The following is a 23,308-nucleotide window of genomic DNA, read 5'->3' on the forward strand; positions in this document are numbered from 1 at the left end:
GCGGGCCGAAGCCCGCTTTCACGTTAGTTGAACTTGAAGATCTTCTGGGCCATGCGATAGCCGGTGATGCCGATCTTGCGGCCCAAGCCGGTAGGCAGGTTCGTGCCCATATTGAGCGCGCTGCGGCGGATGCGGCGGTACACGTCCGAATCCTGGCGTTTCAGGTAATCCCAGATGGCCTCGCGCTTGTCCTCCGCCTCATCGGTGTCGATCATGCGCAAGAAGATGGAGCAGATGCACATCATCATGGACAGGTAGTTCTCCATGTAGCGCTCAAGACGCTTCTCGGGCACATCGTCGGGCAGGCGCACGGCGTCTATCATGGTGCGCGTCACGCGCAGCTGCTGATCGATGCGCCCGATCATGACGCTTTCGTTCACGCTCTGGTCTTCGCGACCGATAAAGTACCGATACATGTCCAGATCGCGATAGTAGATGGTCTTGACATGCGGCAGCGGCACGTACACGAAGATATTGTCCACGTAGAACGTGTGCTTCGGCAGCTCCAGCCCGATATCCTTCAAAAGCTGGGTGCGGTAGATGACCGAATGCATGAGCAGGTACTGGCTGGGCAGGAAGTGACCCACGTCGGCCCAACCGAACACGCGCCCCTCGGGAAACACGTTGCGGTAGTGCATGACGGTGCGCGACCCCTCGTGCACCTTCTCGTACACGTAGTTGCCGATTACCAGGTCAACGGCGTTTTCCAGCTCGCACTGGAAGCGCAGGTAGCCCATGATCTCCGACATGGCGTGCTCGTCGAGCCAGTCGTCGGAATCGACCACCTTGAAGTAGCGCCCCGTCGCGTTCGCAAGCCCCGTGTTCACCGCCTGGCCATGGCCGCCGTTCTCCTGATGCACGGCACGGATGATATCCGGATACTTCGCCGCCCAGGCGTCGGCCTTGGCGGGCGTCTCGTCCTTGGTCGAGCCGTCGTCCACGATGATGATCTCGATATCGTCGCCGCACTCCAGAGTGGATTCTATGCACTTGTCCATATACGCCGCCGAGTTATAGCACGGAATGGCGAATGAAATGGTCTTCATGGTTCCTATCCCCGTCGTCTTGGTAGAGCGCGGCGGGAGCGTCCCCGCCGCGCAATCGATGCCTGTTACCCCGCCAGCTGATCGGCCAGCGCAAGCGCGCGGCCGATGATGACGTCCATATTGTAGTAACGATACTCGGCCAAACGACCCAGCGGATAGAAGTTCGCAAGCGGCTTGGTCAGCGCAAGATAGCGCTCGTAGTGAGCGTTGTTCTGGTCGTTGATGATGGCGTAGTACGGAATCTGCTTCTTCGGATCGTCGTAGGAGTGACTGTACTCCTTCATGATGGTGGTCTTGGGAGCCGTCTGGCCCGTCAGATGCTTGAACTCGGTGATGCGCGTGTAGTCCTCGGTCACGGTGAAGTTCACCGTTCCGCACGGAAGGACCTGCTCTTTGTCGTGCGTTTCGTACACGAAGTCCAAGCTGCGGTACGGCAAGCGCCCGAAGCGCGAGAGGAACAGCTCGTCAAGCGGACCCGTGTAAACGATGGGACCCTCGAACGCCTGATCCTTGACGTTGATAGCCGTGAGCGGAGCGTTCTCGTCGCCGCTCTCGAACTCCAGGTCGAACACGCTTTCCGCTTCGGTGTTCAGGCATACCACGATGTTCTCGTGGTCGAGCATGCGCTCGAACAGCGGCGTATAGCCGTCTGCGGGCATGCCCTGGTACGCATCCTGGAAATAGCGGTTGTCGCGCGACACGAACACGGGCACGCGCGCGGTCACGCTGGGATCGACCTCTTCGGGCGTGAGGCCCCACTGCTTCTGCGTGTAGTAGAGGAAGACGTTCTTGTAGATGAAGTCGGCGATCTCGGTAAGCTCGGGATCGTCCTGCGCGCGCAGCTCGTTGATGGTGACCTTGCGCTCGTCGCCGAACGTCTCGATCAGCTTTTCGGTCAGCTTGGCAGCCTTCTCCTGACCGAACGCGATTTCCATCGAGTTCTTGTTGAACGGCACCGGCATGTACGTGCCGTACCAGTCCGCCAGAACCTCGTGCTGGTAATCGCGCCAATCGGTGAAGCGGCGCACGTAGTCGAAGGCGCGCTTGTCGTTGGTGTGGAAGATATGCGGCCCGTAACGGTGCACCAGGATGCCCGCTTCGTCCGCCTCGTCGTACATATTGCCGCCTATGTGGCCGCGCTTCTCGATGATGAGGACGCGCTTGCCGGCGCGCTCCGCCAACTCGCGCGCCACCACGCTGCCGGCAAAACCGCTGCCCACAACGATGACGTCGAAATCAGACCTGTCCAGATCAGTGAACTTCCGGTACTGCACACCCATGAAGCTGCCTTCCTTGTCCTTCCCGCCGGCTCATCTGCGCCTGCGAGGGAATCCTATGGTTGAGACGCGCGCTTTGCCGCGCCAAATATGCCGCACGTTATTTTACCGGGAAGGGTCGGGGCTGCGTGGATTATCATATAAAGTGGATAAATTCGGAAACGAATGCGAGCGCGGCCGCAGCGCTGGAAGCGGCAATTTGATACTTGATCGTAAGGACGGTGCCATGAGTTCATTTCTCGATTCCATGCTCGCCCGAGCCACGGAGAACAAGCAAACCATCGTGCTCCCTGAAGGCGACGACGAGCGTACGCTGGCGGCTGCGGAGCGCATCCTGGCCGACGGCGTGGCCGACCTCGTCATCCTTGGCGACGCGGCCGCCATCGAAGCCTCCGCATACCGACTCGACGGTGCGCGGATCGTGGACCCGCGCACGTCCGAGCTGCGCGCCGAGCTTGCAAGCCAATTCTACGAGCTGCGCAAAGCGAAGGGCATGACCCCCGAAGCCGCCGACGAGAAGCTGAACGACGTGCTGTACTTCGGCGTCATGATGGTGAAGGCCGGCCTTGCCGACGGCATGGTGGCCGGCGCTTGCCACTCCACGGGCGACGTGCTGCGCCCCAGCCTGCAGATTCTCAAGACCGCACCGGGCGTGAAGCTGGTCAGCTCGTTCTTCATCATGGTGGTTCCCAACTGCGATTTGGGCCAGGAAGGAACCTTCCTGTTCAGCGACTGCGGCCTGGAAGTGCAGCCCGACGCCGAGAAGCTGGCGCATATCGCGGTGAACTCCGCGAAGTCGTGGAAAACGCTCATCGGCACCGAGCCCACCGTGGCGATGCTCTCGCATTCGTCGTACGGCTCGGCGAAGAACGACGACGCCGCCAAGGTGGTCGAAGCTACGGCCATCGCCAAGGAGCTGGCACCGGAATTGGCGCTTGACGGCGAGCTTCAGCTTGATGCTGCCATCGTTCCCTCCGTGGGCGCATCGAAGGCTCCGGACTCCCCCGTTGCAGGCCGTGCCAACGTGCTGATCTTCCCCGACCTGGACGCCGGCAACATCGGCTACAAGCTGGTGCAGCGCCTGGCGCGCGCCGAGGCGTACGGCCCGGTGACGCAGGGCATCGCAGCCCCGGTGAACGACCTGTCGCGCGGATGCACCGCCGACGACATCGTGGGCGTCATCGCCATCACCTGCGTGCAGGCCCAGGCGAAGAAAGCCGCCGAATAACCTACCGGAGCAGCACCTGCAAGCACCCGACAAAAAAGGCGACCCGTAGGTCGCCTTTTTTACCGTCGATTGCACCGAACGCGCTAGATCAGCGGCTCGTTCGCCTTCTCGTGCACGATGTCGAAGGTGTCGCGAGCGATCATGTACTCCTCGTTCGTGGGAATGATGATGATCTTCACCAGCGAGCTGTCCGTCGAAATCTCGCGCTCGAAGCCGCGCTGGCGGTTGCGCTCCTCGTCCAGGACGATGCCAAGGGGCTGCAAGCCCGAGAAGATCATGCGGCGCATCTTCTCGCAGTTCTCGCCCACGCCCGCCGTCAACACGATGGCATCCACGCCGCCCATGACGGCGATGTACTGGCCAATGTACTTTTTCACCGAGTTCGAGTACATGTCGTAAGCCAACTGCGCGCGCTCGTCGCCCTGCTCGGAGGCGTCGCGCACACTGCGCAGGTCGTTCGAGATGCCGGAGATGCCCAGAAGACCCGACTTCTTGTTCATCAAGTCGTTCATCTCGGCGCCGGTCAGGTTCTCATGCTCCATGACGAACGGCACGATGGCAGGGTCGATCGCTCCGCAACGCGTGCCCATCATGAGGCCGTCGAGCGGCGTGAGCCCCATGGACGTGTCCACGGCCACGCCGTGGTCGATGGCGCTGATGGAGCAGCCGTTGCCCAGGTGGCACGTGATCAGCTTGAGGTCCTCGATCGGCTCGTCGAGCACCACTGCCGCGCGCTCGGAGATGTAACGATGGGAAGTGCCGTGCGCACCGTACTTGCGAATGGCGTACTTCTCGTACAGCTCGTAAGGCAAGGGGTACATGAACGCCTTCGGCGGCAGCGTCTGGAAGAACGACGTGTCGAACACAGCCACCATGGGCACGTTCGGCATGTGCTTTATGCACGCATGAATGCCCATGAGCGCGGCGCCGTTGTGCAAAGGAGCAAGCTCCGCCAACTCGTCGATCTTCGCGATCACCTCGTCGTCAATGAGGACGGACCGGTCGAAGTACTTCCCGCCCTGCACGATGCGATGCCCAACGGCGTCGATTTCCGAAAGGGAATCGATGGCCTTGGTAGGTCCCTCGGTCAAAGATTCGAGCACCAACGCCATCGCATCGTCATGATCGGCCATTTTCGCATCGATGACCTGCTCGTTCTCGTCAAGACCATGCTTGTGAAAAGCCTCGGCGGAACCCACGCGCTCGCAGATGCCCTTCGCCAAAAGCTCATGCTGCTCAACGTTGACCAGCTGGTACTTCAAGGAAGATGATCCCGCATTGATAACTAGGACGTTCAACGATCTGCCTCCTTATTTACTATTCCCAAGGGATATATTTTAGGCGCATGCGCAAAAGGCCGTATTCAAAGGAGGCGTCCTATCGGCAAGCGGCGCGCCGTTCACCGAAAACAAAGCCGGGCCTTTATGCCGGATACAGCAAGAGCCGGCAAGGCAGAAGGGCATCCCCCCACCTTACCGGCTCCGTCTTGTCGGCCCTGCGCCCTTGCAGGCGAAGATGCTACTTTTGCGAAGGATCGCCCGAGTTCATGGGCGCGCCGCCCAAAACGTGAACGTGAACATGGTGCACGGACTGCTGCGCGTCGTCGTTCGTGTTCACGATCACGCGGTAGCCGCTCTCGGCGATGCCCTTGAGCTCGGCTACTTTCTTGACCGTGTTGAACAGGTACCCCATCTCATCCTCGGGAATGTTGTCGCCGATGTTGTCGTAGTGGTTCTTCGGCACGATGAGCGTGTGCACGGGCATCTGCGGATTGACGTCCTCGAACGCCAGCACGCGATCGTCCTCGTACACCTTGGTCGACGGGATCTCCCCCGCCACGATCTTGCAGAACAGGCAATCCTCTTTGATCATGCTGATCCCTCTTTCCGGTTCGAGCGTATCTTGGGAACGTCGCCGACGACGGCGCGCCCCGAAACCTATCGGCTTCGCCAAGCGTTCGGGATGGAGCCTCGCAAGATCCTTGGAACAAAGCGACGGTCTTGCGGACCCCACCCCGAGCGTAGGAACGCATCAGGACAGGCTGGTGTCGCGCGCGCCGTCGTCGGTGTCGGCCACGAGCTCGCCCATGAGCACGTCCACCTTTTGCTGCGCCTCGGTCAAACGGCCCTGCAAAGCGCGCAGAAGCGACACGCCGCGCTCGTAGCTTCGCAGGCTGTCCTCCAGCTCGAGCGAATTGCTCTCCAAAACGCCTACGATGCCGTCCAACTCCGCCATGGCCTCGCGAAACGACAGCTCCTCGATGGGCTTCGGTTCGGTATTCTCCATCATGACACGTCCTCCCAAACTACGACTTCGGTATCGATTCGATGCGTGTTCTCCACGCGGCAAGCAAGCACGCCGTCGGACACCGACACGTCCACCAGCGAGCCGACAGGCGCAGCTTCCACGCTTTTCACCACGCCGCCCTCGGCGGTGCGCGCGATGGCGTAGCCGCGACCCAGCACGGCAAGCGGCGAAAGGTCGTTCAAGCGGGCAGCGGCAAGACCGGCCTGCTGCTCGAACCGCGCAATAACCGCATTGCCCGCAAGGGCAAGCCGATCGCGTTCGCGCGCAAGGCGTTCGCGATCGCGCGCCACGTTCTGCGGAAGGACGCGCGCAAGGCGTTCGCGCTGACGCTCCAATCGCTCTTGATCGCGCTCGAGGTTCGCGGGGATGGCGCGGAACAAGCGCTCCGCAGCCATGTCAAGCCCTTGCGCCTCGGCCGCGAACAGCAGGTTCGCATCGCGCAGCACGGGCCGGGTCGCAATGCGTCGCACCTCGGCCGTCGCTCGCTCCACGGCGCGCCCGGCGCTCGCGGCAAGCGATCGCGAACGAGCCTCGAGCACGTGCTCCAAGCTTTCGCGCGCCGGGCTTACCGCTTCCGCGGCAGCCGTGGGCGTAGAGGCGCGCACGTCGGCGACCATGTCCGCAATGGACGTGTCGGGCTCGTGCCCGATGCCGGTCACCACGGGCACGGGGCATTTCGAGATCGCCCGCGCAAGGCCTTCGTCGTTGAACGGCATGAGGTCTTCGAACGACCCGCCGCCGCGCACCACGAGGATCACCTCGGCGCCCGCGCGCAGCACGCAGCGCATGCCCTCGACGATATCCTCCGGCGCACGCGGACCCTCCACCGGAACACCCGCCAAAACGACGCGCGCTACGGGAAAGCGGCGCCGCAGCGTGCGCAGCACGTCATGGACGGCCGCGCCGCGCGGTGAGGTTACCAGGCCGATCGTCAGGGGAAACGCCGGAACAGGCTGCTTGCGCTCCGGCCGCATGAGCCCTTCGGCCTCCAGCTTGCGCGCCAGGTTCGCCACCTGCAAGCGCAGGTTGCCCTCGCCCGCCAGCGCCACGGAGAACACGTCGAAGTTCATGCGCCCCTTCGCTGCGTACAGCGTGAAGCGACCGGTCAACTCCACCAGCTGCCCCACGCTCAGCTGCACGCCGGACGCCTGGTAGCGATTGACCCACATCATGCAGGGCAGAGCGGCGCTCTTGTCCTTGACGGTGAAGTACACCGCCTTGTAGCCCGGCTTGTTGGAAAGCTCGGACACTTCGCCCACAAGCCGCACCGTCACGCCTTCGAGCGCGCTTTTCGCAAGCGACATCGCGGCGGAAACGGAAAGCGCCGCCGATTTTTCCTGTTCGTCCATGGATCGACGCTATTCCTGGCGCTGGCTCAGCAGCCACAGAAGCTGCAGGACGGAGGTGAGGGCGGCCGCCACGTAGGTGAACGCGCATGCGCGCAGCACGCTGAACGAGCCCGCCTGTTCGGACTGCGGCAGCGCAGCGGTGTTCATGTACACCATGGCCCGCTTGGAGGCATCGAACTCAACCGGCAGCGTGACCAGCTGGAACAGCACCACAGCACCGTACATGACGATGGCGAGCGTCTGCATGCCCATGCTCTGCATGAAAATGCCCAGCATCAGCAAGAAGATCCACGCGTTCGAAGCCAAGTTCACCACGGGCACCAGAGCGCCGCGGATCTTCATGGGCGCGTAGCCCTGCGCGAACTGGTACGCATGGCCCACCTCGTGGCAAGCGGTAGCCGTGGCGGTGATGGAACGTCCGTCGTACGAATCGGGGCCCAGCGTCACCGAGTTCGTGCGCGGGTCGAAGAAGTCCTGGCCGGGACCGCCCCGATGCACCTCGACGCCCGTGATGCCGTAGTACTGCAGCATGCGGCGCGCGGTTTCAGCGCCGGTCAGGCCCGTGGAAATGGGCACGTGCGTGTACTTCTTCAGCTGCGAATTGACGTACCACGTGGCGAAGCCGCCGATGGCAAGCGTAACGACGATCAAGAGGATATACGATGTGCTCAACTCGAAACACTCCTTCGAAGGGGTAGCTTCCGCGGCCGCTCCGGCCGCTGCATCTCTTACCCTTTCAGTATACAAGACCCAGAAATCACGCTGAAAACAAGCCGAAAAGCTATGTGAAATCACCAAACGTCCGTCACCGTTTCGTGAACTGCAAGATGCGGGGCCGAGCCCCGCAAAGCAGGCGCTTACGCGATGCGGTCCACCTTGAGATCGCCCCCGTCGAGCCTGAGCGACAGCCTGCCCTCCAAAAGCTCCAAAAGCTCCTCGCCCACGAGCGAGCGACGCCATCCGCGCAAAAGGTCGATGTTGTCGCGATAGCCGCGCGCGACCCGCGCAAGGTCGTCGTGGCTCGCCAAGGTGGGAAACGCCACGCCGCTTTCCTTCGCACGCAAGCGCACGACAGCCGTCATCATATCAACCTGCGCGTCGACGTTCGGCTCGTTCTTGCTGCAACGATCGACGTCGGGCCAGGAATCAGGCGGTGCGTCCAGCGCGGATCCCATGAGCGAAACCACCGCGCGCGCCTCGCGCGTCGACAGCTTGTCGGACATGCCGCGTACCATGAACAATTCGTCGATGGAACGCGCCTCGCGCTTGCACGCTTCGACGATCTGCTCGTCGGTGATCACCCATTTGCGCGGCACGTCGCGGCGCTGGGCCTCCAGCTCGCGCCAGGCCGCCACTTCGCGCGCCGCCGAAAGCTGGCGCCGCGACAGCTGCGAGACCCGCTTGAGGCGGCGATAGCGGCTGCGCTCGTCAGTCGCGTACTTGGCCGGGTCGCTCATCTCCTTGAAGTCGCGATCGAGCCACGAAAGCCTGCCCTTTCGCTCGAGCTGCGCGCGCATGCGCGCGTACATGCGCGGCAAGTACAGCACGTCGTCGGCCGCGTATTCCAACTGGGATTCGGACAAGGGCCGACGCGACCAATCGGTGAACGAGTCGATCTTCTTGAGCGTGACGCCGCATTCCGTCCCCACCAGCGCGGCGTAGCCGATCTGCTGCGTGTGGCCCAGAAGGGCCGCCGCCACCTGCGTGTCGAAAATCGGCCGCGGCAGCACGCCCACTTCGCGCAAAAGAATCTCCAGATCCTGAGAACCCGCATGGAACAGCTTTACGACGCTTTCGTTTTCCAGCACCGGCTTCAGTGCGCCCAGATCGCCGACGGAGAACGGATCCACGATAACAGCTTCGTCGTCAGTGGCCAGCTGAATAAGGCACAGCTTGGCGTAGTAGGTTTTTTCACGAAGAAACTCCGTATCGATCGCCAGGACGCTCGAACGCATGGCGCGCTCGACGAACGCCACGAGGTTTTCTTGGTTTGCTATGTACACCGGGGGTTCCTTACCTTGTGTTTCACGCTCTATGTTGTACCATGCCATCATAGCAACTGAAAGGGAATCTGTGAAACTGCTCGTCATCAACAATCTCTCGTCCGGGTTCGGAGACGGCTCCGTATACGACTTCATCCGCTCCGCCGTCCAAGACGGCGACGAGGTATGCGTCCGCTCAACCGACGGAACGACCCCCGTGAGCGCGCTGCTCGACGACGCCGCATCCTACGATGCCGTGGTTGCAAGCGGCGGCGACGGCACGGTGGCGACGGTCAACTATCTGCTGGCGAACACGGGCGTGCCCGTTTTGCCGTTTCCCGCGGGAACCGCGAACCTGCTTGCGCTGAACCTCTCCTCGCCTCTTGAGCCGCACGCCTTGGCGAAGATGATCCGGGAAATGCGCACCCTCGACTTCGACATGGGCGAAATCGAGGTGGCCGACAAGCGGTTCGGCTTCGGCATCATGGCCGGAGCAGGCTACGACGCCGCCATCATGCACGGCGCCGAACCTGCAAAGCGCCTGTTCGGACCTATGGCTTATCTTTCGGCGGCCATCGCGAACCCGCTGCCGCAAACGTCGCGTTTCACCATCGAGCTGGACGGCGAAACCGTGCAGAGCGAGGGCGTGGGCATCCTTTTGGTGAACTTCTCCCGCATCCAATTCGACATCGCCGTCACGCACGAGAACAAGCCGCGCGACGGCGTGTTCGACGTGGTGGTGCTCAAAGCGCAAAACGCCTTCGAGCTGATACCGGCTCTGCTCGCGGGAATCCTAGATCGAGGGGGCGACTTCCCCGATCGCACGGGCGCCCTGGAAATCCACCGCGCCCGCACGGTGCGCGTGGAGGCCGATCCGCCCATGGAAGTGCAGTACGACGGCGAAGCCACCCGCCTCACCACCCCCTTCAGCGCGCGCATGATGCCGCATGCGGCACGCCTCATCGTGTCGGAAGAAGGCTACAACCAGTTCGCGGAATAGCCGCTTCGCGCCGTGCGCTTATCGGCTTCGACGCGCTTCCGCGCCAGCATCGGGGACGTTTCCTCGCGAACTCCGCAACCTCACGACCCTTGCGAACCTTGCGCCCCGTTGCGAACCCCGCAACCCCCGTGAACCTCACGAACCCTGCACCCCCGCAAACCTCGCCCGCGTGTCAAAACGGACGAGTTTTGCGGGGGTTTTTGCGCTTTCGCCCGAAGGTTGTGCGCCGAGATTTTTTATCGTCCCAGGTCACAGAGTCGACGGTTGCTTTTATTCTCGTTTGAGGACCAGCAAAACTCGTCCGTTTTGCCACGCACGGCAACATCCACCCGGCATCGCGCACTCCAACGCAGCAACCGCACCCGGCGGCGCATCCGCCAGCACGGCAACGTGCACCCGGCATCGCGCACTCCAGCGCAGCAACATCCACCCGGCGGCGCATCCGCCAGCACAGCAACATCCACCCGGCATCGCGCACGCCAGCGCGACGGCGCGCGCAAAACGGCCGTGCAGCTTGTTGCAGCTGCACGGCCGTTCGCCAGCGAGCCATCGGGAAGGGACAGCCCTACTTGTCCTTCGGCACCTCGTAGGTGGGATCGTCGCCGGAAACGTCCTCCACGTGCGCCCCGATCTCAAGCGGCGCGCTGAACGATTCCCCGGCCGCGGCAGAACCGGCCATCAGCTCTTTGAACGATGCGGCGTCCTCGCCCACCATCGGCATCATCACGTACACGTTGTTGCCGATGATCACCGGACGGACGCGATCGGCAACGGCATCGCGCGCCGCGTCGGCCGGCTTGCCGGAGGCCACGTCGGCAGCCGCCTCGCGCTTGAGCTCTTCAAGCATCTCGGTGCGCACGTTTTCGATCTGAGCTGCCGTCTCGTTCTTCCAGCGCTCCTTGCGCCACGCAAGGAAGTTCGCGTTGTAGCGCATCTGGATAAGCTCGAGCACGATGCAGAACACCATGGCGAAGTACACGATCAGCTTCTCAAGCGGCATGTGCAGAAGCTCGATGCCCGTATGGAAGCCGGCGCTGTCGATGACGAGCAACCCGCCGATAGCCACGATGAACGTAAGCGCGAGCATCTTCATCTCGGGATGACCGTTGATGAAGTTGGAGATGGGGTCGATGAAGATCATCATCAAGAACACGGCCGACATGACCGCGATGATCATGATGATAAGGTGGTCGGCCATGCCCACCGCCGTGATGACCGAGTCGATGGAGAACACCAGGTCCATGACCATGATGGTGCCCACGGCCTGCGGCAGCGCGATGCGGTGCAGCGCCTTGTGCTCTTCGCAATGCTCGGCCTTGACCTCGGTGAGCTTGAGCGTATCGCGCAGCTCGGCGATGCCCTTGTAGATCAAGTACCCGCCGCCGATCAGCAGAACCAGGTCGCGCACGGAGAATCCGTGGGTGTAGGGGCCCAGGTCGACCGTGAACAAAGGCTCGGTCATGTGCACGAGGAACGAGGCGAAGCACAGAAACACGATGCGCATGACGAGCGCGCCGGCAAGGCCGAGCTTGCGACCGATGTGCTGCTTGTCCTCGGGCAGGCGGTTCGTCGTAATGGAGATGAACACCAGGTTGTCCACGCCCAGCACGATCTCCAGGAAAATGAGGCTGACCAAGCTGATCCAAGCCTCGGGTGATGCGAAGATTGAAAGATCCACGGGTTGATTGCTCCTTCTGCTGCTTCTTCGGTTGCTCGTCTTTTCCCGGGGAAGGCGCAGCTCACAAAAAAAGACTCATGGCGCGGCTGCAGATGCATGCGAACCGCGCCATGAGTCTCGTTAATTAAGACACGCCAGACCTTTCGGCCATGATGTTGAACGTGTCGCATGCGCGCTAAAGCCGCATGCCAACTACTCCCCCACGGGCGGATCGTATCCTAACACGAGGTTCCCACGTCGGCAATGCTATACTACGCAATGCACAAAATCATCCCGGACGAACCCGAGACCTCCTGCAGGAGATGCCATGCAGTTCAATTTCTTCAACAAGCGCAACGACTACGTCGAAAGCGACGGCCCCGTCCGCTACCTGGACGCCAGCGGCCTTCAACGCCCGCTCGACATGCCGCGCTCCCAAATGGCCATCATGGGCCTGTTCGTGGCGGCAGCTGCCGTCATCGGCGGATTCATGCTGTTCAACGTGCTTGACGAGGTGCAGGGCAAAGCAGCCCGCGCCCAGGCGAGCGTCGAACAGAACCTGGCTCGCGAAGTTACGTACGACCTGCCGGTTTTGCCCTCCGTCATCCAAAACGGCGACAACGCCAGCATCAAGCAGGGATTCGTGGACGCCGGCGCAACCATCTACGACACCACGAGCGAAGAGGAAGCCGCCGCCGGCAACATGGACATCATCAAGCTGCCCTCCGACGTGAGCGAGCTTGACGCGGGCGTCCTGTACAGCAAGGGCGTAGCGAACCTGAGCGCCGCCGAAGCCGCGCTGCTGCTGAACGGGTCGTGGACCCTCGAGGTCGACCGCAGCGAAGGCGTTTCCATGCGCGTCACGTACGCGGACTTCACGTCGGGAACCGTGGAAGCGGCCGTGCAGGCGGCCATCGCCTCCGAAGGATTCGACCCGGCCACCACCCCCGAGGGCGGCGCGGGCGTCGACGAGGTGGGCAACACCTTCCAAACCGGCACCGTCGACGTAGGGGGCACCGTCTACACCTGGAAGGTGTCCGCCATCGCGCTTTCCAGCGTCTACGACATCTCCGGCCTGCCCGACACCGCCGTGTACGTCGGCGTACGCCTCACGCTGTAGCAGGCAAACCACAGGAAGACGGGGTCATCGACCCCGTCTTTTTCGATGCCGGGCTTCGTTTTCCCGTTTCGCCCTTCCCTAATATCCTCGCAAAAGAATAGAAGAAAACCCTCGCAACAAGGCGGGTTTATCCCCTCCTTGCACTCGGACATACCCCGATAGGCACCGCGCCCGTTCAAGCGCATGATACAGGGTACGAGGAGGGGATTTCATGAAACTATCGAGCGTCATAGCGGGCGCATCGGCCGCCATCGTGGCCTTCCAGGCAGTTGCCTACGCCTCTCGCGGCGAGTCCAGCTTGCTGCGCCCTCCGGGAGCGCAGGGCGAATCCGATTTCATGGCGCGCTGCATCAAATGCGGCAAGTGCATCGAAGCGTGCCCGTACCAAGCGCTCAAGCCCGCAGGCAACGAAGCCGGCATGGCCGTCGGCACGCCGCGCATCGACGCGCGCGACCAGGCGTGCCGCCTTTGCGAAGACTTCCCCTGCGTCGACGCCTGCCCCACCGGCGCGCTGCGCGACGTATCCGCGCGCTCCGACGTGCGCATGGGCGTAGCCGTCATCGACGAGGAAGGCTGCATCGCGTTTCAAGGCATGCGCTGCGAGGTGTGCTACCGCGCCTGCCCCCTTATCGACCAGGCCATCGTCATCGACTACCGCATGCGCGAAGGCGACGCCATCCACACGCTGTTCGCCCCCGTCATCGACGAGGACGCGTGCGTCGGCTGCGGGCTGTGCGTCGAGCGCTGCGTGGTCAGCGAGCCGACCGTGCCCATCCGCATCGCGACCGATGCGGAACGCGCGCGAGGCAATCCGCAGTAACGAAGCTGCGAACGAGGTTTCACACCGTCCGGACGGCGGTTGAGGACACGAATGCAACGGGAGAGAAACGGGAGAAGGAGGGATGTCATGGACATCTCAAGACGAGGGTTCGTCAAAGCCACGGCCGTAGCGCTGGCAAGCGCCGCGGCGGCGGGCACCATGTCGTCGCTCGTTGGATGCGGCAGCAACCAGCAGGGAGCGTCTTCGGGCGAGGGGCAGAAATTCACGTCGGTGTGCCGTTTCTGCGGCTGCGGCTGCGGCGTCATCTGCGAAGTGAAGGACAACAAGCTGGTGTCGGTGACGGGAGACCCGGACAACCAGTCCAACAAGGGCCTCAACTGCGTCAAGGGCTACTATCTGGCAAAGATCCTGTACGGGGACGACCGTCTGACCGTGCCGCTTATCCGCGACGACAAGTCCACGAAGGGCACCGACGACGGCCTGCGCGAAGCCACCTGGGACGAGGCGCTCGAACTGGTGGCGGGCAAGCTCAAGGACACCTGGAAGAAGGACAAGAGCCGCCTGGCGTTCTGGGGATCGGGCCAGCAGCCCATCACGGAAGGCTACGCCACCGCCAAGTTCTGGAAGGCCGGCCTGCTGTCCAACAACATCGACCCGAACGCGCGCCTGTGCATGGCCAGCGCCGTGGTCGGCTTCATGAACGTGTTCCAGACCGACGAGCCGGCCGGCAGCTACAGCGACCTGGATGAAGCCGACGTGTTCGTCACCTGGGGCGCCAACATGGCCGAGGCCCATCCCATGCTGTACTCGCGCCTGACCGCGCGCAAGCTCTCGGGTACCAACGTGAAGCACTACGACCTGACCACGCTCAAGACGCGCACGAGCGCAAGCGCCGACAAGGTCATGGTCTTCAAGCCCAACACCGACCTGGCCATTGCCAACTGCATCGCCAACTACCTGGTGCAGAACAAGAAGTACGACGAAGCCTTCGTCAACGACCACTTGCAGTTCAAGCAGGGAACCGAGAACATCGGCAACGCCATCGACGACGGATACGATGCCAGCGACGTCGGCAAATCCGTGGACAAGGTGGAACCCATCACGTTCGAGGAGTACGCCGCGCGCCTGGAGCCCTACACCCTCGAGTACACCGCGCAGCTGTCCGGCGTAGCCGCCGAGGACCTCAAAGAGCTGGCCGAGGTGTTCGCCGACCCGAACAAGAAGGTCATGTCGCTGTGGACCATGGGCGTGAACCAGCACAACCGCGGCACGTGGATGAACCACAACATCTACAACGTCCACCTGCTGTCGGGCAAGATCGCGCAGCCCGGCAACGGCCCCTTCTCGCTGACCGGTCAACCCACCGCCTGCGGCACCGCGCGCGAAGTGGGCACCTTCAGCCACCGCCTGCCCGCCGACCTGCTGGTGGCCAACGCGCAGCATCGTCGTTACACCGAAGTCATCTGGAACCTGCCCGAGGGCTACCTGGACGAAATCCAGAAGCCGGGCTTCCACACGGTCAAGATCTTCCGTGAAATGTCCAAGGGCAACATAGACTTCCTGTGGTCCGCGCACAACAACTGGGCCGTTTCCATGCCGAACCTCACCCGCTTCTTGGGCAAGGGCGACAAGACGGGCGTCATGGACACGTTCGTCGTGGTGAACGAGGTCTACCCCACCCTGTCCACGAAATACGCCGACGTGGTGCTCCCTGTGGCTATGTGGGTGGAGCGCGAAGGCCAGTTCGGCAACGCCGAGCGCCGCACCGCCGTGTTCGAGAAGGCCGTCGACCCGCCGGGCGAGGCGAAGTGGGACCTTTGGGTCATCATGGAGGTGGCGCGCCGCGTGCTCGACGGCGAGAAGATCGACGGGCAGGATGCGTTCGACCGCCTGTTCGGCGATATCTACGACAAGAGCGCCGCTGATTTCAAGGGCGATTCGCGCGAAACGAACCGCGCCATCTGGGAAGAGTACCGCACGTTCTCGAACCCCGATCTGAACGAGAAAGCCCAGGCCATCAACAACGACGTCGACGGGAAGTTTGAAGCCAAGCTGAAGATGGAGAACAAGCAGCTTGCACCCTACGACGAATACCTGACGCATCACGGCCTGACCTGGCCCGTGCGCGAGGTGAACGGCACGTGGCTGCCCACGAAGTGGCGCTTCTCCACCGGCAAGCAGGAGGACGGCTTCGACGAGGTGGGCGTGGCCCAGTACGGCAAGGAAGGCCTGGCCGGCGGCGTGAGCTTCTACAAGTCCGCCAAGATGAAGCCCTCCGTGGTGTTTCGCCCCTACGAGCCGCCCGCGGAAGAGCCGGACAAGGAGTACCCGTTCGTGTTCTGCACGGGCCGCCTGCTGGAGCATTGGCACACCGGATCGATGACGCGGCGCGTGCCCGAGCTGGATCGCGCGCTTCCCGAGGCGCTGCTCAACATGAGCCCGGAGGACTGCGCGAAGATGGACATCAAGGACGGCGATATGGTCAAGGTGAAGTCGCGCTTCGGAGAGTTCGAGATCAAGGTGTCGACGGCTGGACGCACCGAGCCTCCCGCCGGTACGGTGTTCGCGCCCTTCTTCGCGGAGGAAACGCTGATCAACCTGGCCGTGCAGGATACGTACTGCCCGCTGTCCAAAGAGCCCGACTACAAGAAGACCTGCGTGTCCATCACGAAGGTAGAGAGGTGAAACCGATGAAGAAGAAAGCTATCGCCACCGCCCTCGTGCTGACCATGGCCCTTGGCGCAGGCGCGCTTGCCGGGTGCGCGACCGAGCGCGCAGGCTACACCGGAAACGACGACATCCCGCCGGGAGCGGCGCCGCTTATGCCGCCCACGCACGTCGGACGCGCGGACAACCTGGGAGCAGCCGGCTGTTACGGCTGCCACGGCGCGAACGATCTGGCGAACCCCATGCTGAACGGGGCAACCGCTCTGCCCGACGACCACTACAAAGACGGCAACGTGGAAACGAAGCAGATCGAACCCACGCGCGAGCAGTGCATCACCTGCCATCCGCAGGGGTAGCGCGCGCGTCGAAACGGCTTGCCCATCCCCGCGTCTGCACATTGCCATGAGCAGACGCATTCCCTCCCCGCCCGCCTCCCCTGTTGAGGGGAGGCGGGCACCGGAAGGACAGAACGAGTAAGGAGAGCACCATGGTCATCTCGAGCCTGGTCATCGAAACGGCGCCCGCGCGGACCGAAGACGTCGCGCGCGAGCTTGACCTGCGCGAAGGCGTGGAGGTTCACGAAGTGAACGGGTACAAGATCGTCGTCACCATCGAGGCCGAAACGGTCGACGCGTCGCACGCCGTCGCAAGCGGGTTCATCGGCATCGAAGGCGTCACCGGCATCAACCTGGTGTACGCGAACTTCGAGGACGACCCCACGCTTGCCAAGGTCGGATCGCGATGAGCGACGCACGGACCGCATCGCGCGGGTTTCGCTGGACGTGGCTGCGCCGCAGCGTGCAGGTGGGCGCCCTCGTGCTGTTCGCGTTGCCGCTGATCGCAGCCGGATGGGGTCTTTTCGGCCTGTTCGCCGGAGGCGAGGAAGCGGTCCCCGCGCCCGCGCAGCTGCCGTTCTTCGGGAGCCTGTCGTCGTCCTCGATCTTCGGCATCGAAGTGCTCGACCCGTTCGCCATGCTCCAAACCATAGCGGCGTCGAAGACCTTCGCGCTTGACTGGCTGTTGGCCGCCTTGCCCGTTCTTGTATTGTACGGCCTGATCAGAGGCAGGGCATTCTGCGGATGGATATGTCCCGTGAACCTGGTGCTCGAGCTGGTCGACGCCCTGCGCCGCAAGCTCGGCATCGAAGTGCGCGAGGCGCCCGTGCCCCGGCGCGCGAAGCTGTGGATAGCCCTGGCCGTGCTTGCGCTGTCCGCCGTCACGAGCATTCCGGTGTTCGAAGCGTTCTCGCCCATCAGCGCGATCAACAAGGGCATCCTGTTCGGTGCCGTTACGGGCCTATGGGTGCTGGGCGCCATCGTGTTGGCGGAGCTGTTCTGGGGGCATCGCGTATGGTGTCGCTCGCTCTGTCCGCTTGGCGGCTTTTACCAAGCCGTCGGGCGCGCAGGCCAGGTGAACGTACGCCTCGACCACGCAGCCTGCATCCACTGCGACGCCTGCAAGAACGCCTGCCTGTGCGACCCCGCCATATTGGAGCCCGTCTTGGCCGAGCGCGACGTCATCGTGCGCGCGGGCGACTGCATGGCCTGCGGATCGTGCATCGACGCCTGCCCGACGCGCGCGCTCTCGTTTTGCGTGGGCCGCAGCGCAAAGCCCGCGCGCCCGAACGTCGAAGCGTAGGGCGCGCACCGCATGCGGGACCGCCCAGACGGCCCCGCCGCGCTTTCGCGCTACACGTTGAGCAGCTTGTGCCTGAGCGCGTAATCCACCAGGTCGGCACGGGTCTTCAAACCCAGCTTCTGGTAAATCTTCGAACGGTGCGCCTCGATGGTCTTCACGGAAAGGTATATCTGCTCCGAGATTTCCTTGTTCGTGAAGCCCTTGGCCAAAAGCTGAAGCACCTCCAGCTCTCGATTCGAGAGCTGCTGATAGGATCGGTCTTCTTCCTCTCCACCTTTGACCAGCTGTTTCGTAAGAAGCGCCGCCATCTTCGGATGGATGTAGCTGCCTCCTTCAGCCACGGCATGCACCGCCGCAAGCAGTTCTTCGGAGCTTGAGTTCTTCAGCACGTAGCCTGCCGCGCCGCCGCGCAAGGTGTAGAACAGGTACTCCGGCTCGGCGAACATCGTCAAGATGATCACCTTGGTGCACGGAAAATCCTTCGTGATCTTCTCGCACGCAACCAGCCCGCTTTGCCCCGGAGGCATCGAGATGTCCATGAGCAGGATGTCGGGCTTTTCGCGCGCGACGATGGCGTACGCCTGCGCGCCGTCCGCCGCTTCCGCCACTACCTTGAGGTCGGGGTCTTGCTCCAGGATCATCTTGAACCCGGCGCGCACCACCTCGTGATCGTCCGCAAGCATGACACGTATCATGCGTCCACCTCCTTGCCCTCGACAATGTTCATCGGCGAAACGAGCGTGACCTTCGTGCCGTTCGGACCCGACTCCATGGTCAGCATCGCGCCGATGATGCTCGCACGCTCCCGCATGCCGGAAAGTCCGCAGCCGCTCCCCTTGATCACGGGCCGTTCGGTATCGAAGCCGCAGCCGTGGTCGATGACGGACACATGCAGCCATCCGTCGGAATCTTCCAACGTCACGTATATCTTATCGGCCTCGGAATACTTGCAGGCGTTGAGTATAGCCTCTTGGCAGATACGGTACGCCTGCGTCTCGAGCGCTTGATCGAACCGGCTGCGCGACAACGACCCCTCGAACACGATCTCGGTGCCGTACGTTTTCTCGTACACCGATGCTTGGGAGTGCAGCGCCGCCATGAACCCCAAATGATCAAGGGTTGAAGGGCGCAGCTCGACCGATATGTTGTGCAGCTCGTCCAAAATGCGCCCGATGTTGTTGTTGGCTGACGCCAGCACTTCCGCGCCCGCCTGGTCGACGTGCCCTTCCAGCAGCTTGAGCGAAAACGAGACGGTCAGCAGCTCCTGGGCGATACCGTCGTGCAGCTCGCGCGATATGCGCTTTCGCTCGTCCTCCTGCGCCGCGATCACGCGCGACAGGTCCGAGCGCACGAAAATAGGGTTGTGCTGCGTGTCGACGCGCTTCTCCGCCGCAATGCTCTCGAAGTCCATGAAGTCGGTCGAGACCACGTCCATCCCAAGAAGGGAGCCGTCCAGATTCAGGATCAAGTCTCGGTACACCTCTTGATGATGGTCGCTCACCGAGCGAAACGCCGTCAGCAGCACGGCGACCACGCGCCCCTTTCTGGTCAGGGGAAGCGCGCAGAAGCTGCGCAGGTCCTCGGCGAACACGATCGGGTACGACGAGTACTCGCGCGGATCGATCTCCTCGTCGATGTCCGTGAACATCATGGGTTTGCCCGCTTTGATGGTGATGCCGCCTATGCCGTGGCCGGGCGCCAGCACGATGCGCCGATGACGCTCGCCTGTCGCACCGGCGCTGTACACCCATTTCAGGGGCGCGCCGATGAACGCCGTCAAGCCCAGCGAAACGAAATCGAAGCCGTACGAACGCTTGATGTCCTCGACCAGGCGCGCGTACTCCGCGCACGTGCCCGCCAGCTCGCATTCGCTGAAATTCGATGCCCCCACGCGCATCCCCCGTCCACCCTGCACGCAAACGTTACATTCAGCGTTTCATTATCCCCTACTTTGCCGGGAATTGCACGGACGCTCCCGTCGGATGCGCCCGACTCGTCAGCGACGAGCGTAGTCGGCCATACGACACGCGCCCGCCGCCCCGCAGGCTCGTACGACCTGCTCGTTTTCATCCGTCACGCCCCCGAGCGCCAGCACCGGGATCCGGGCCCGCTCGACCACGTCCCGCAGAAACGAAGCGCCGCCGAACGGCGCGCCCGGCTTGCACGAAGGAGCGAACACGGGACTTGCTATCAGCAGGTCGGCGCCGAGCGCTTCGGCCTCGCTCACTTCCACCGCCGCATGCACGTTGGTCCCCACGCACGAAAAGCCTGCGGGGCGGCCTTGCTCGCGCAGAAGCGGCAGCGGCAGATGGACGGCCGAACAGCCCATGCGACGCGCGACGTCGACCTGCGTATGGGCCGCAAACGCCATTCCGGCGCGGGCGCATGCCGCGGACACGTCTTGCGCGAGCGCTTCGTACTCTTTCGCGCCCAGGTCTTTCTCGCGCAGGATGACCAGATCGACGCAGCCCTTCAGCAACGCCACGTGATCTGCGAGAGGCCGGGCGCACGAGCGCCTGTCCGTGACGAACGCCCGCACGAAAGCCCCGCTGGCAAGAACGTCCGCAAGCTCGATGGAAGGCCGCATCTCACACCCGCACGTAATCGTTCGCGACCGGTTCCAAGCCGTGCGCGCGCAGAGCCGCCGAAACGGTCTTCACGTCGCGGTCGTCCGCTATCTCGAACTGATCGTCGCCCGCCGATGCAGCATGCTCGTCTTCGGCAGCGGCGTGCTCGCCGACGCCCGTCGACACGCCGGCAGATATCTTCGTTGCCGCAATGCCCATGACCCGGTCGCGGAATCCCTGCCGCTCGCGCGACGATATGGTTATGCCCGCCTGGGGCAGGAACAGGCGGTACGCGCACATGACCTGCAAAAGCCTGCGCTCGCCCACGCCGCGCGAGCCCAAGCTCTCGTTGCCCGCGATAGGCCGCAGGCGCGGACAGGAAAGCGAGAGCTCCGCCGCCGGGTACGCGCGTTGCAGAAGCCATGCGTGCATCCCGCACGCGAACGCGTCGCGCCGCGCATCGCCCAATCCCAGAAGCGCGCCGAAGGCCACGCCCCGCATGCCGGCGCGCAACGCGCGCTCCTGGGCGTTCGCGCGGTACGGGAACACGCGCTTGCGTCCGGCTCGGTGCAGCTTGCCGTACAGAGCGGGATCGTAGGTTTCTTGGAACACGGTCACGTAGTCCGCGCCGCTTCGATGCAGCAGCGCGTACTCGTCCTCGTTTAGCGGATACACCTCCACGCCCACCGCGCGGAAGCGCTCCGACGCAAGCCGGCACGCTTCGGCGATGTAGGCGGGGTCGGTGCGTTCGCGATCCTCCCCCGTGAGCAGCAGGACGTCCTCCAAGCCGGTTTCGGCGATAGCGTCAAGCTCGCGCACGATACCGCGCTGGTCGAGCTGGGCGCGGCAGATGTCGTTCTTGCGATTGAACCCGCAGTACACGCAGTGGTTGTCGCAATAGTTCGCCAGATACAGCGGGGTGAACAGGTACGCCGTGCTGCCGAACCAGCGACGGCGGACGCGTTGGGCGGCGGCGGCCATCTCCTCCAAAAACGGCTCGGCTGCCGGAGAAAGCAGCGCCCCGAAGTCTTCAGGAGAAAGCCGCTCGGCCGCCAAGGCGCGGCGGACGTCGGCGGCGGTCACGGATGCGAAATCGAAGGCGGACGCCCGCTCGAGCACTTCTGAGATGACCGGGGAGTCAAGCGCATCCATGTCGGGAAGGTACGAAAGCGGGTCGATGCCGCAATCGCGTGCAACGTCCGACGGATCGGCCGCCTGCGCGCGCGAAAAGCCGGGGACCTTCCAGCCAGGTTCGCCCCATGCGGGCGCGTTCAAGCGTTGTTCGTCTTGCACGGCGCCCCCTAATCCGCCAGGAACCCGGTCAAAGGCGACGAGGCCTCGGCGCGCTCGAGCACGCGCCCGAATCCCGCGCGGTACGCCGCGCGCCCCGCTTCGACCGCATGCTTGAACGCAGCGGCCATGAGCGCGACGTCGCCGGCGGTTGCCACAGCCGTGTTCGCCATGACGGCGGCGGCCCCCAGCTCCATGGCTTCGCACGCCTGTGAAGGGCGCCCGATGCCGGCGTCCACGATAACGGGCACGTCCACTTCGTCGATGATGATCTTGATGAAGTCGCGCGCGGCAAGCCCCTTGTTCGACCCGATGGGAGCGCCCAGCGGCATCACCGCAGCCGCGCCGGCGCTCACCAGATCGCGCGCCGTGGTAAGGTCGGGGAACATGTAGGGAAGCACGACGAAGCCCTCGTTCGCCAGAAGCTCCGTAGCGCGCACCGTTTCGGCGTTGTCGGGCATGAGGTACGCCGCATCGCGGATGACCTCGACCTTGACGAAGTCCCCGCAGCCCATGGCGCGCGCCAGGCGAGCGATGCGCACGGCTTCCTCAGCCGTGCGCGCGCCCGACGTGTTCGGCAGCAGCGTCACCCCTTCCGGAATGGCGTCCAGGATGTTGTCTTCCTGTCCCGTGTTGGCGCGACGGACCGCCAGCGTCACCATCTGGGCGCCGGCGTCGCGCACCGCAGCCTCCACCAGATCGAGGTTGAACTTCCCCGATCCCAAAATGAAGCGCGACGTGAACGTGCGCCCTCCAAGCGACCATGCATCAGGTTCGTACCCCATAGATGTTTCCTTCCCAACCGCGCCGAAGCCCGCAGCTTGGCGCAGCGCACGTTTCTTGTTTCTTTATCTCTTCGACTATTCCTCAAGCCCCAACGCCAAGCGCACGACCACCAAAGCCTGCTGTGCGGCGCACAAGGCCACGCGCGGCGCGTACAGCGCCGCATCGGCGACGTCGGACGAGCCGTCCCCGCAGACGTACAGCCTTCTGCCCGCCCGCCGCGTGACCATCCGATCAGCCGGGCCCGCGCCCGCCATGCCGCTTCCCGCCACCACGATCGTGTCCGGCGTTTCGCTGAGCAAGGCGTTCGCCAGGGCCGCCTTGCACTCCGCGACGTCGAACGCTTCGCACACGATGCGCTCGCGCTCGAACAGCCGCACGGCGTTTGCCGCGTCGACCCACACGCAATCGATATCGACCTCGATGCGCGGATCGATGCGCGCAAGCTGCTCGGCAAGCGCTTCGGTCTTCGGACGGCCCAGGTGCTCGCGAAAGTAATGCTGCCTGTTCAGGTTGCTTTCGTCCACCACGTCGAAATCGACCAGATGAAGCGCGCCGACGCCCGATCGCGCCAGCATGACCGCGATGTTCGATCCCAGGCCGCCAAGGCCCGCAA

23 protein-coding genes are annotated in these 23,308 nt (G+C 63.5%); 8 read left to right on the forward strand and 15 right to left on the reverse strand.

The window, feature by feature from the left end:
- Nucleotides 1-23: 23 nt before the first annotated feature.
- Nucleotides 24-1,046 carry a glycosyltransferase family 2 protein gene (locus tag ACMNI9_RS03740; protein WP_418830918.1) on the reverse strand — a complete coding sequence of 341 codons (1,023 nt, stop codon included), beginning with the start codon at nucleotides 1,044-1,046 and terminating at the stop codon, nucleotides 24-26.
- A gap of 65 nt (nucleotides 1,047-1,111) precedes the next feature.
- The gene (gene glf / locus ACMNI9_RS03745; protein WP_114566885.1) at nucleotides 1,112-2,326 is read right to left on the reverse strand and encodes a UDP-galactopyranose mutase; all 1,215 of its coding nucleotides are present in this window, start codon (nucleotides 2,324-2,326) and stop codon (nucleotides 1,112-1,114) included.
- Between the two features lie 223 nt (nucleotides 2,327-2,549).
- Here glf and pta point away from each other — a divergent pair, with 223 nt between their 5' ends.
- A complete protein-coding gene (pta, locus tag ACMNI9_RS03750; protein WP_114566886.1) occupies nucleotides 2,550-3,551 on the forward strand; it encodes a phosphate acetyltransferase in 1,002 nt (333 codons plus the stop codon).
- Between the two features lie 83 nt (nucleotides 3,552-3,634).
- Here the strand turns inward: pta and ACMNI9_RS03755 are convergent, their stop codons facing one another.
- The 6 genes from ACMNI9_RS03755 to rnd form a co-directional block, all read right to left on the reverse strand.
- The gene (locus ACMNI9_RS03755; RefSeq protein ID WP_114566887.1) at nucleotides 3,635-4,849 is read right to left on the reverse strand and encodes an acetate/propionate family kinase; all 1,215 of its coding nucleotides are present in this window, start codon (nucleotides 4,847-4,849) and stop codon (nucleotides 3,635-3,637) included.
- Nucleotides 4,850-5,069: 220 nt separating this feature from the next.
- Nucleotides 5,070-5,423: a histidine triad nucleotide-binding protein gene (locus ACMNI9_RS03760; RefSeq protein ID WP_114566888.1), complete on the reverse strand. Its 354-nt coding sequence runs from the start codon at nucleotides 5,421-5,423 to the stop codon at nucleotides 5,070-5,072.
- A 159-nt stretch (nucleotides 5,424-5,582) separates the two neighbouring features.
- On the reverse strand, nucleotides 5,583-5,840 hold the full coding sequence (gene xseB, locus ACMNI9_RS03765; protein ID WP_114566889.1) for an exodeoxyribonuclease VII small subunit: 258 nt from the start codon (nucleotides 5,838-5,840) through the stop codon (nucleotides 5,583-5,585).
- Nucleotides 5,837-7,207, reverse strand: a complete 1,371-nt coding sequence (gene xseA / locus ACMNI9_RS03770; protein WP_418830920.1) for an exodeoxyribonuclease VII large subunit — start codon at nucleotides 7,205-7,207, stop codon at nucleotides 5,837-5,839. Before xseA ends, xseB begins: the two co-directional genes overlap by 4 nt.
- Nucleotides 7,208-7,216: 9 nt before the next feature.
- Nucleotides 7,217-7,879, reverse strand: a complete 663-nt coding sequence (locus tag ACMNI9_RS03775) for a zinc metallopeptidase (RefSeq protein WP_418830922.1) — start codon at nucleotides 7,877-7,879, stop codon at nucleotides 7,217-7,219.
- A 185-nt stretch (nucleotides 7,880-8,064) separates the two neighbouring features.
- Entirely contained in the window at nucleotides 8,065-9,210 is a 1,146-nt protein-coding gene (gene rnd, locus ACMNI9_RS03780; protein ID WP_418830924.1) for a ribonuclease D, read from the reverse strand.
- A 70-nt stretch (nucleotides 9,211-9,280) separates the two neighbouring features.
- Between rnd and ACMNI9_RS03785 the strand changes: the two genes are divergently transcribed.
- Complete coding sequence (locus ACMNI9_RS03785) at nucleotides 9,281-10,189, forward strand: diacylglycerol/lipid kinase family protein (RefSeq protein WP_225749067.1); 909 nt, start codon at nucleotides 9,281-9,283, stop codon at nucleotides 10,187-10,189.
- A 565-nt stretch (nucleotides 10,190-10,754) separates the two neighbouring features.
- On the opposite strand, the gene ACMNI9_RS03790 is transcribed toward ACMNI9_RS03785, so the two are convergent.
- A complete protein-coding gene (locus tag ACMNI9_RS03790) occupies nucleotides 10,755-11,867 on the reverse strand; it encodes a TerC family protein (protein ID WP_114566894.1) in 1,113 nt (370 codons plus the stop codon).
- Between the two features lie 307 nt (nucleotides 11,868-12,174).
- Between ACMNI9_RS03790 and ACMNI9_RS03795 the strand changes: the two genes are divergently transcribed.
- The 6 genes from ACMNI9_RS03795 (at nucleotide 12,175) to ACMNI9_RS03820 (ending at nucleotide 18,052) form a co-directional block, all read left to right on the forward strand.
- The gene (locus ACMNI9_RS03795; RefSeq protein WP_418830926.1) at nucleotides 12,175-12,966 is read left to right on the forward strand and encodes a teichoic acid transporter; all 792 of its coding nucleotides are present in this window, start codon (nucleotides 12,175-12,177) and stop codon (nucleotides 12,964-12,966) included.
- Between the two features lie 211 nt (nucleotides 12,967-13,177).
- A complete protein-coding gene (locus ACMNI9_RS03800; protein ID WP_225749065.1) occupies nucleotides 13,178-13,786 on the forward strand; it encodes a 4Fe-4S dicluster domain-containing protein in 609 nt (202 codons plus the stop codon).
- Nucleotides 13,787-13,873: 87 nt separating this feature from the next.
- Entirely contained in the window at nucleotides 13,874-16,432 is a 2,559-nt protein-coding gene (gene napA / locus ACMNI9_RS03805) for a nitrate reductase catalytic subunit NapA (protein WP_418830927.1), read from the forward strand.
- A 5-nt stretch (nucleotides 16,433-16,437) separates the two neighbouring features.
- Nucleotides 16,438-16,770 carry a hypothetical protein gene (locus ACMNI9_RS03810; protein WP_114566898.1) on the forward strand — a complete coding sequence of 111 codons (333 nt, stop codon included), beginning with the start codon at nucleotides 16,438-16,440 and terminating at the stop codon, nucleotides 16,768-16,770.
- 131 nt (nucleotides 16,771-16,901) lie between these two features.
- Complete coding sequence (locus tag ACMNI9_RS03815; protein ID WP_114566899.1) at nucleotides 16,902-17,159, forward strand: chaperone NapD; 258 nt, start codon at nucleotides 16,902-16,904, stop codon at nucleotides 17,157-17,159.
- The gene (locus tag ACMNI9_RS03820; protein WP_418830929.1) at nucleotides 17,156-18,052 is read left to right on the forward strand and encodes a 4Fe-4S binding protein; all 897 of its coding nucleotides are present in this window, start codon (nucleotides 17,156-17,158) and stop codon (nucleotides 18,050-18,052) included. The genes ACMNI9_RS03815 and ACMNI9_RS03820 overlap by 4 nt, the downstream gene beginning before the upstream one ends.
- 50 nt (nucleotides 18,053-18,102) lie before the next feature.
- Here ACMNI9_RS03820 and ACMNI9_RS03825 read toward each other — a convergent pair whose 3' ends face one another.
- From ACMNI9_RS03825 to thiF, 6 genes are all read right to left on the reverse strand, one after another.
- Nucleotides 18,103-18,747 carry a response regulator transcription factor gene (locus ACMNI9_RS03825; RefSeq protein WP_114566901.1) on the reverse strand — a complete coding sequence of 215 codons (645 nt, stop codon included), beginning with the start codon at nucleotides 18,745-18,747 and terminating at the stop codon, nucleotides 18,103-18,105.
- A complete protein-coding gene (locus ACMNI9_RS03830; protein ID WP_216529522.1) occupies nucleotides 18,744-19,943 on the reverse strand; it encodes a GAF domain-containing sensor histidine kinase in 1,200 nt (399 codons plus the stop codon). The genes ACMNI9_RS03825 and ACMNI9_RS03830 overlap by 4 nt, the downstream gene beginning before the upstream one ends.
- Before the next feature lie 105 nt (nucleotides 19,944-20,048).
- Complete coding sequence (locus tag ACMNI9_RS03835; protein WP_418830930.1) at nucleotides 20,049-20,639, reverse strand: thiamine phosphate synthase; 591 nt, start codon at nucleotides 20,637-20,639, stop codon at nucleotides 20,049-20,051.
- A gap of 1 nt (nucleotide 20,640) precedes the next feature.
- Nucleotides 20,641-21,912, reverse strand: a complete 1,272-nt coding sequence (gene thiH, locus ACMNI9_RS03840) for a 2-iminoacetate synthase ThiH (protein ID WP_418830931.1) — start codon at nucleotides 21,910-21,912, stop codon at nucleotides 20,641-20,643.
- Between the two features lie 8 nt (nucleotides 21,913-21,920).
- Complete coding sequence (locus ACMNI9_RS03845) at nucleotides 21,921-22,694, reverse strand: thiazole synthase (protein WP_114566904.1); 774 nt, start codon at nucleotides 22,692-22,694, stop codon at nucleotides 21,921-21,923.
- 75 nt (nucleotides 22,695-22,769) lie between these two features.
- The coding region (gene thiF / locus ACMNI9_RS03850; RefSeq protein ID WP_418830932.1) for a sulfur carrier protein ThiS adenylyltransferase ThiF at nucleotides 22,770-23,308 on the reverse strand (539 nt) is incomplete at its 5' end.

It is taken from the genome of Paraeggerthella sp. (genome assembly GCF_048427265.1).
GTDB classification, from domain to species: Bacteria; Actinomycetota; Coriobacteriia; order Coriobacteriales; family Eggerthellaceae; genus Paraeggerthella; species Paraeggerthella hominis.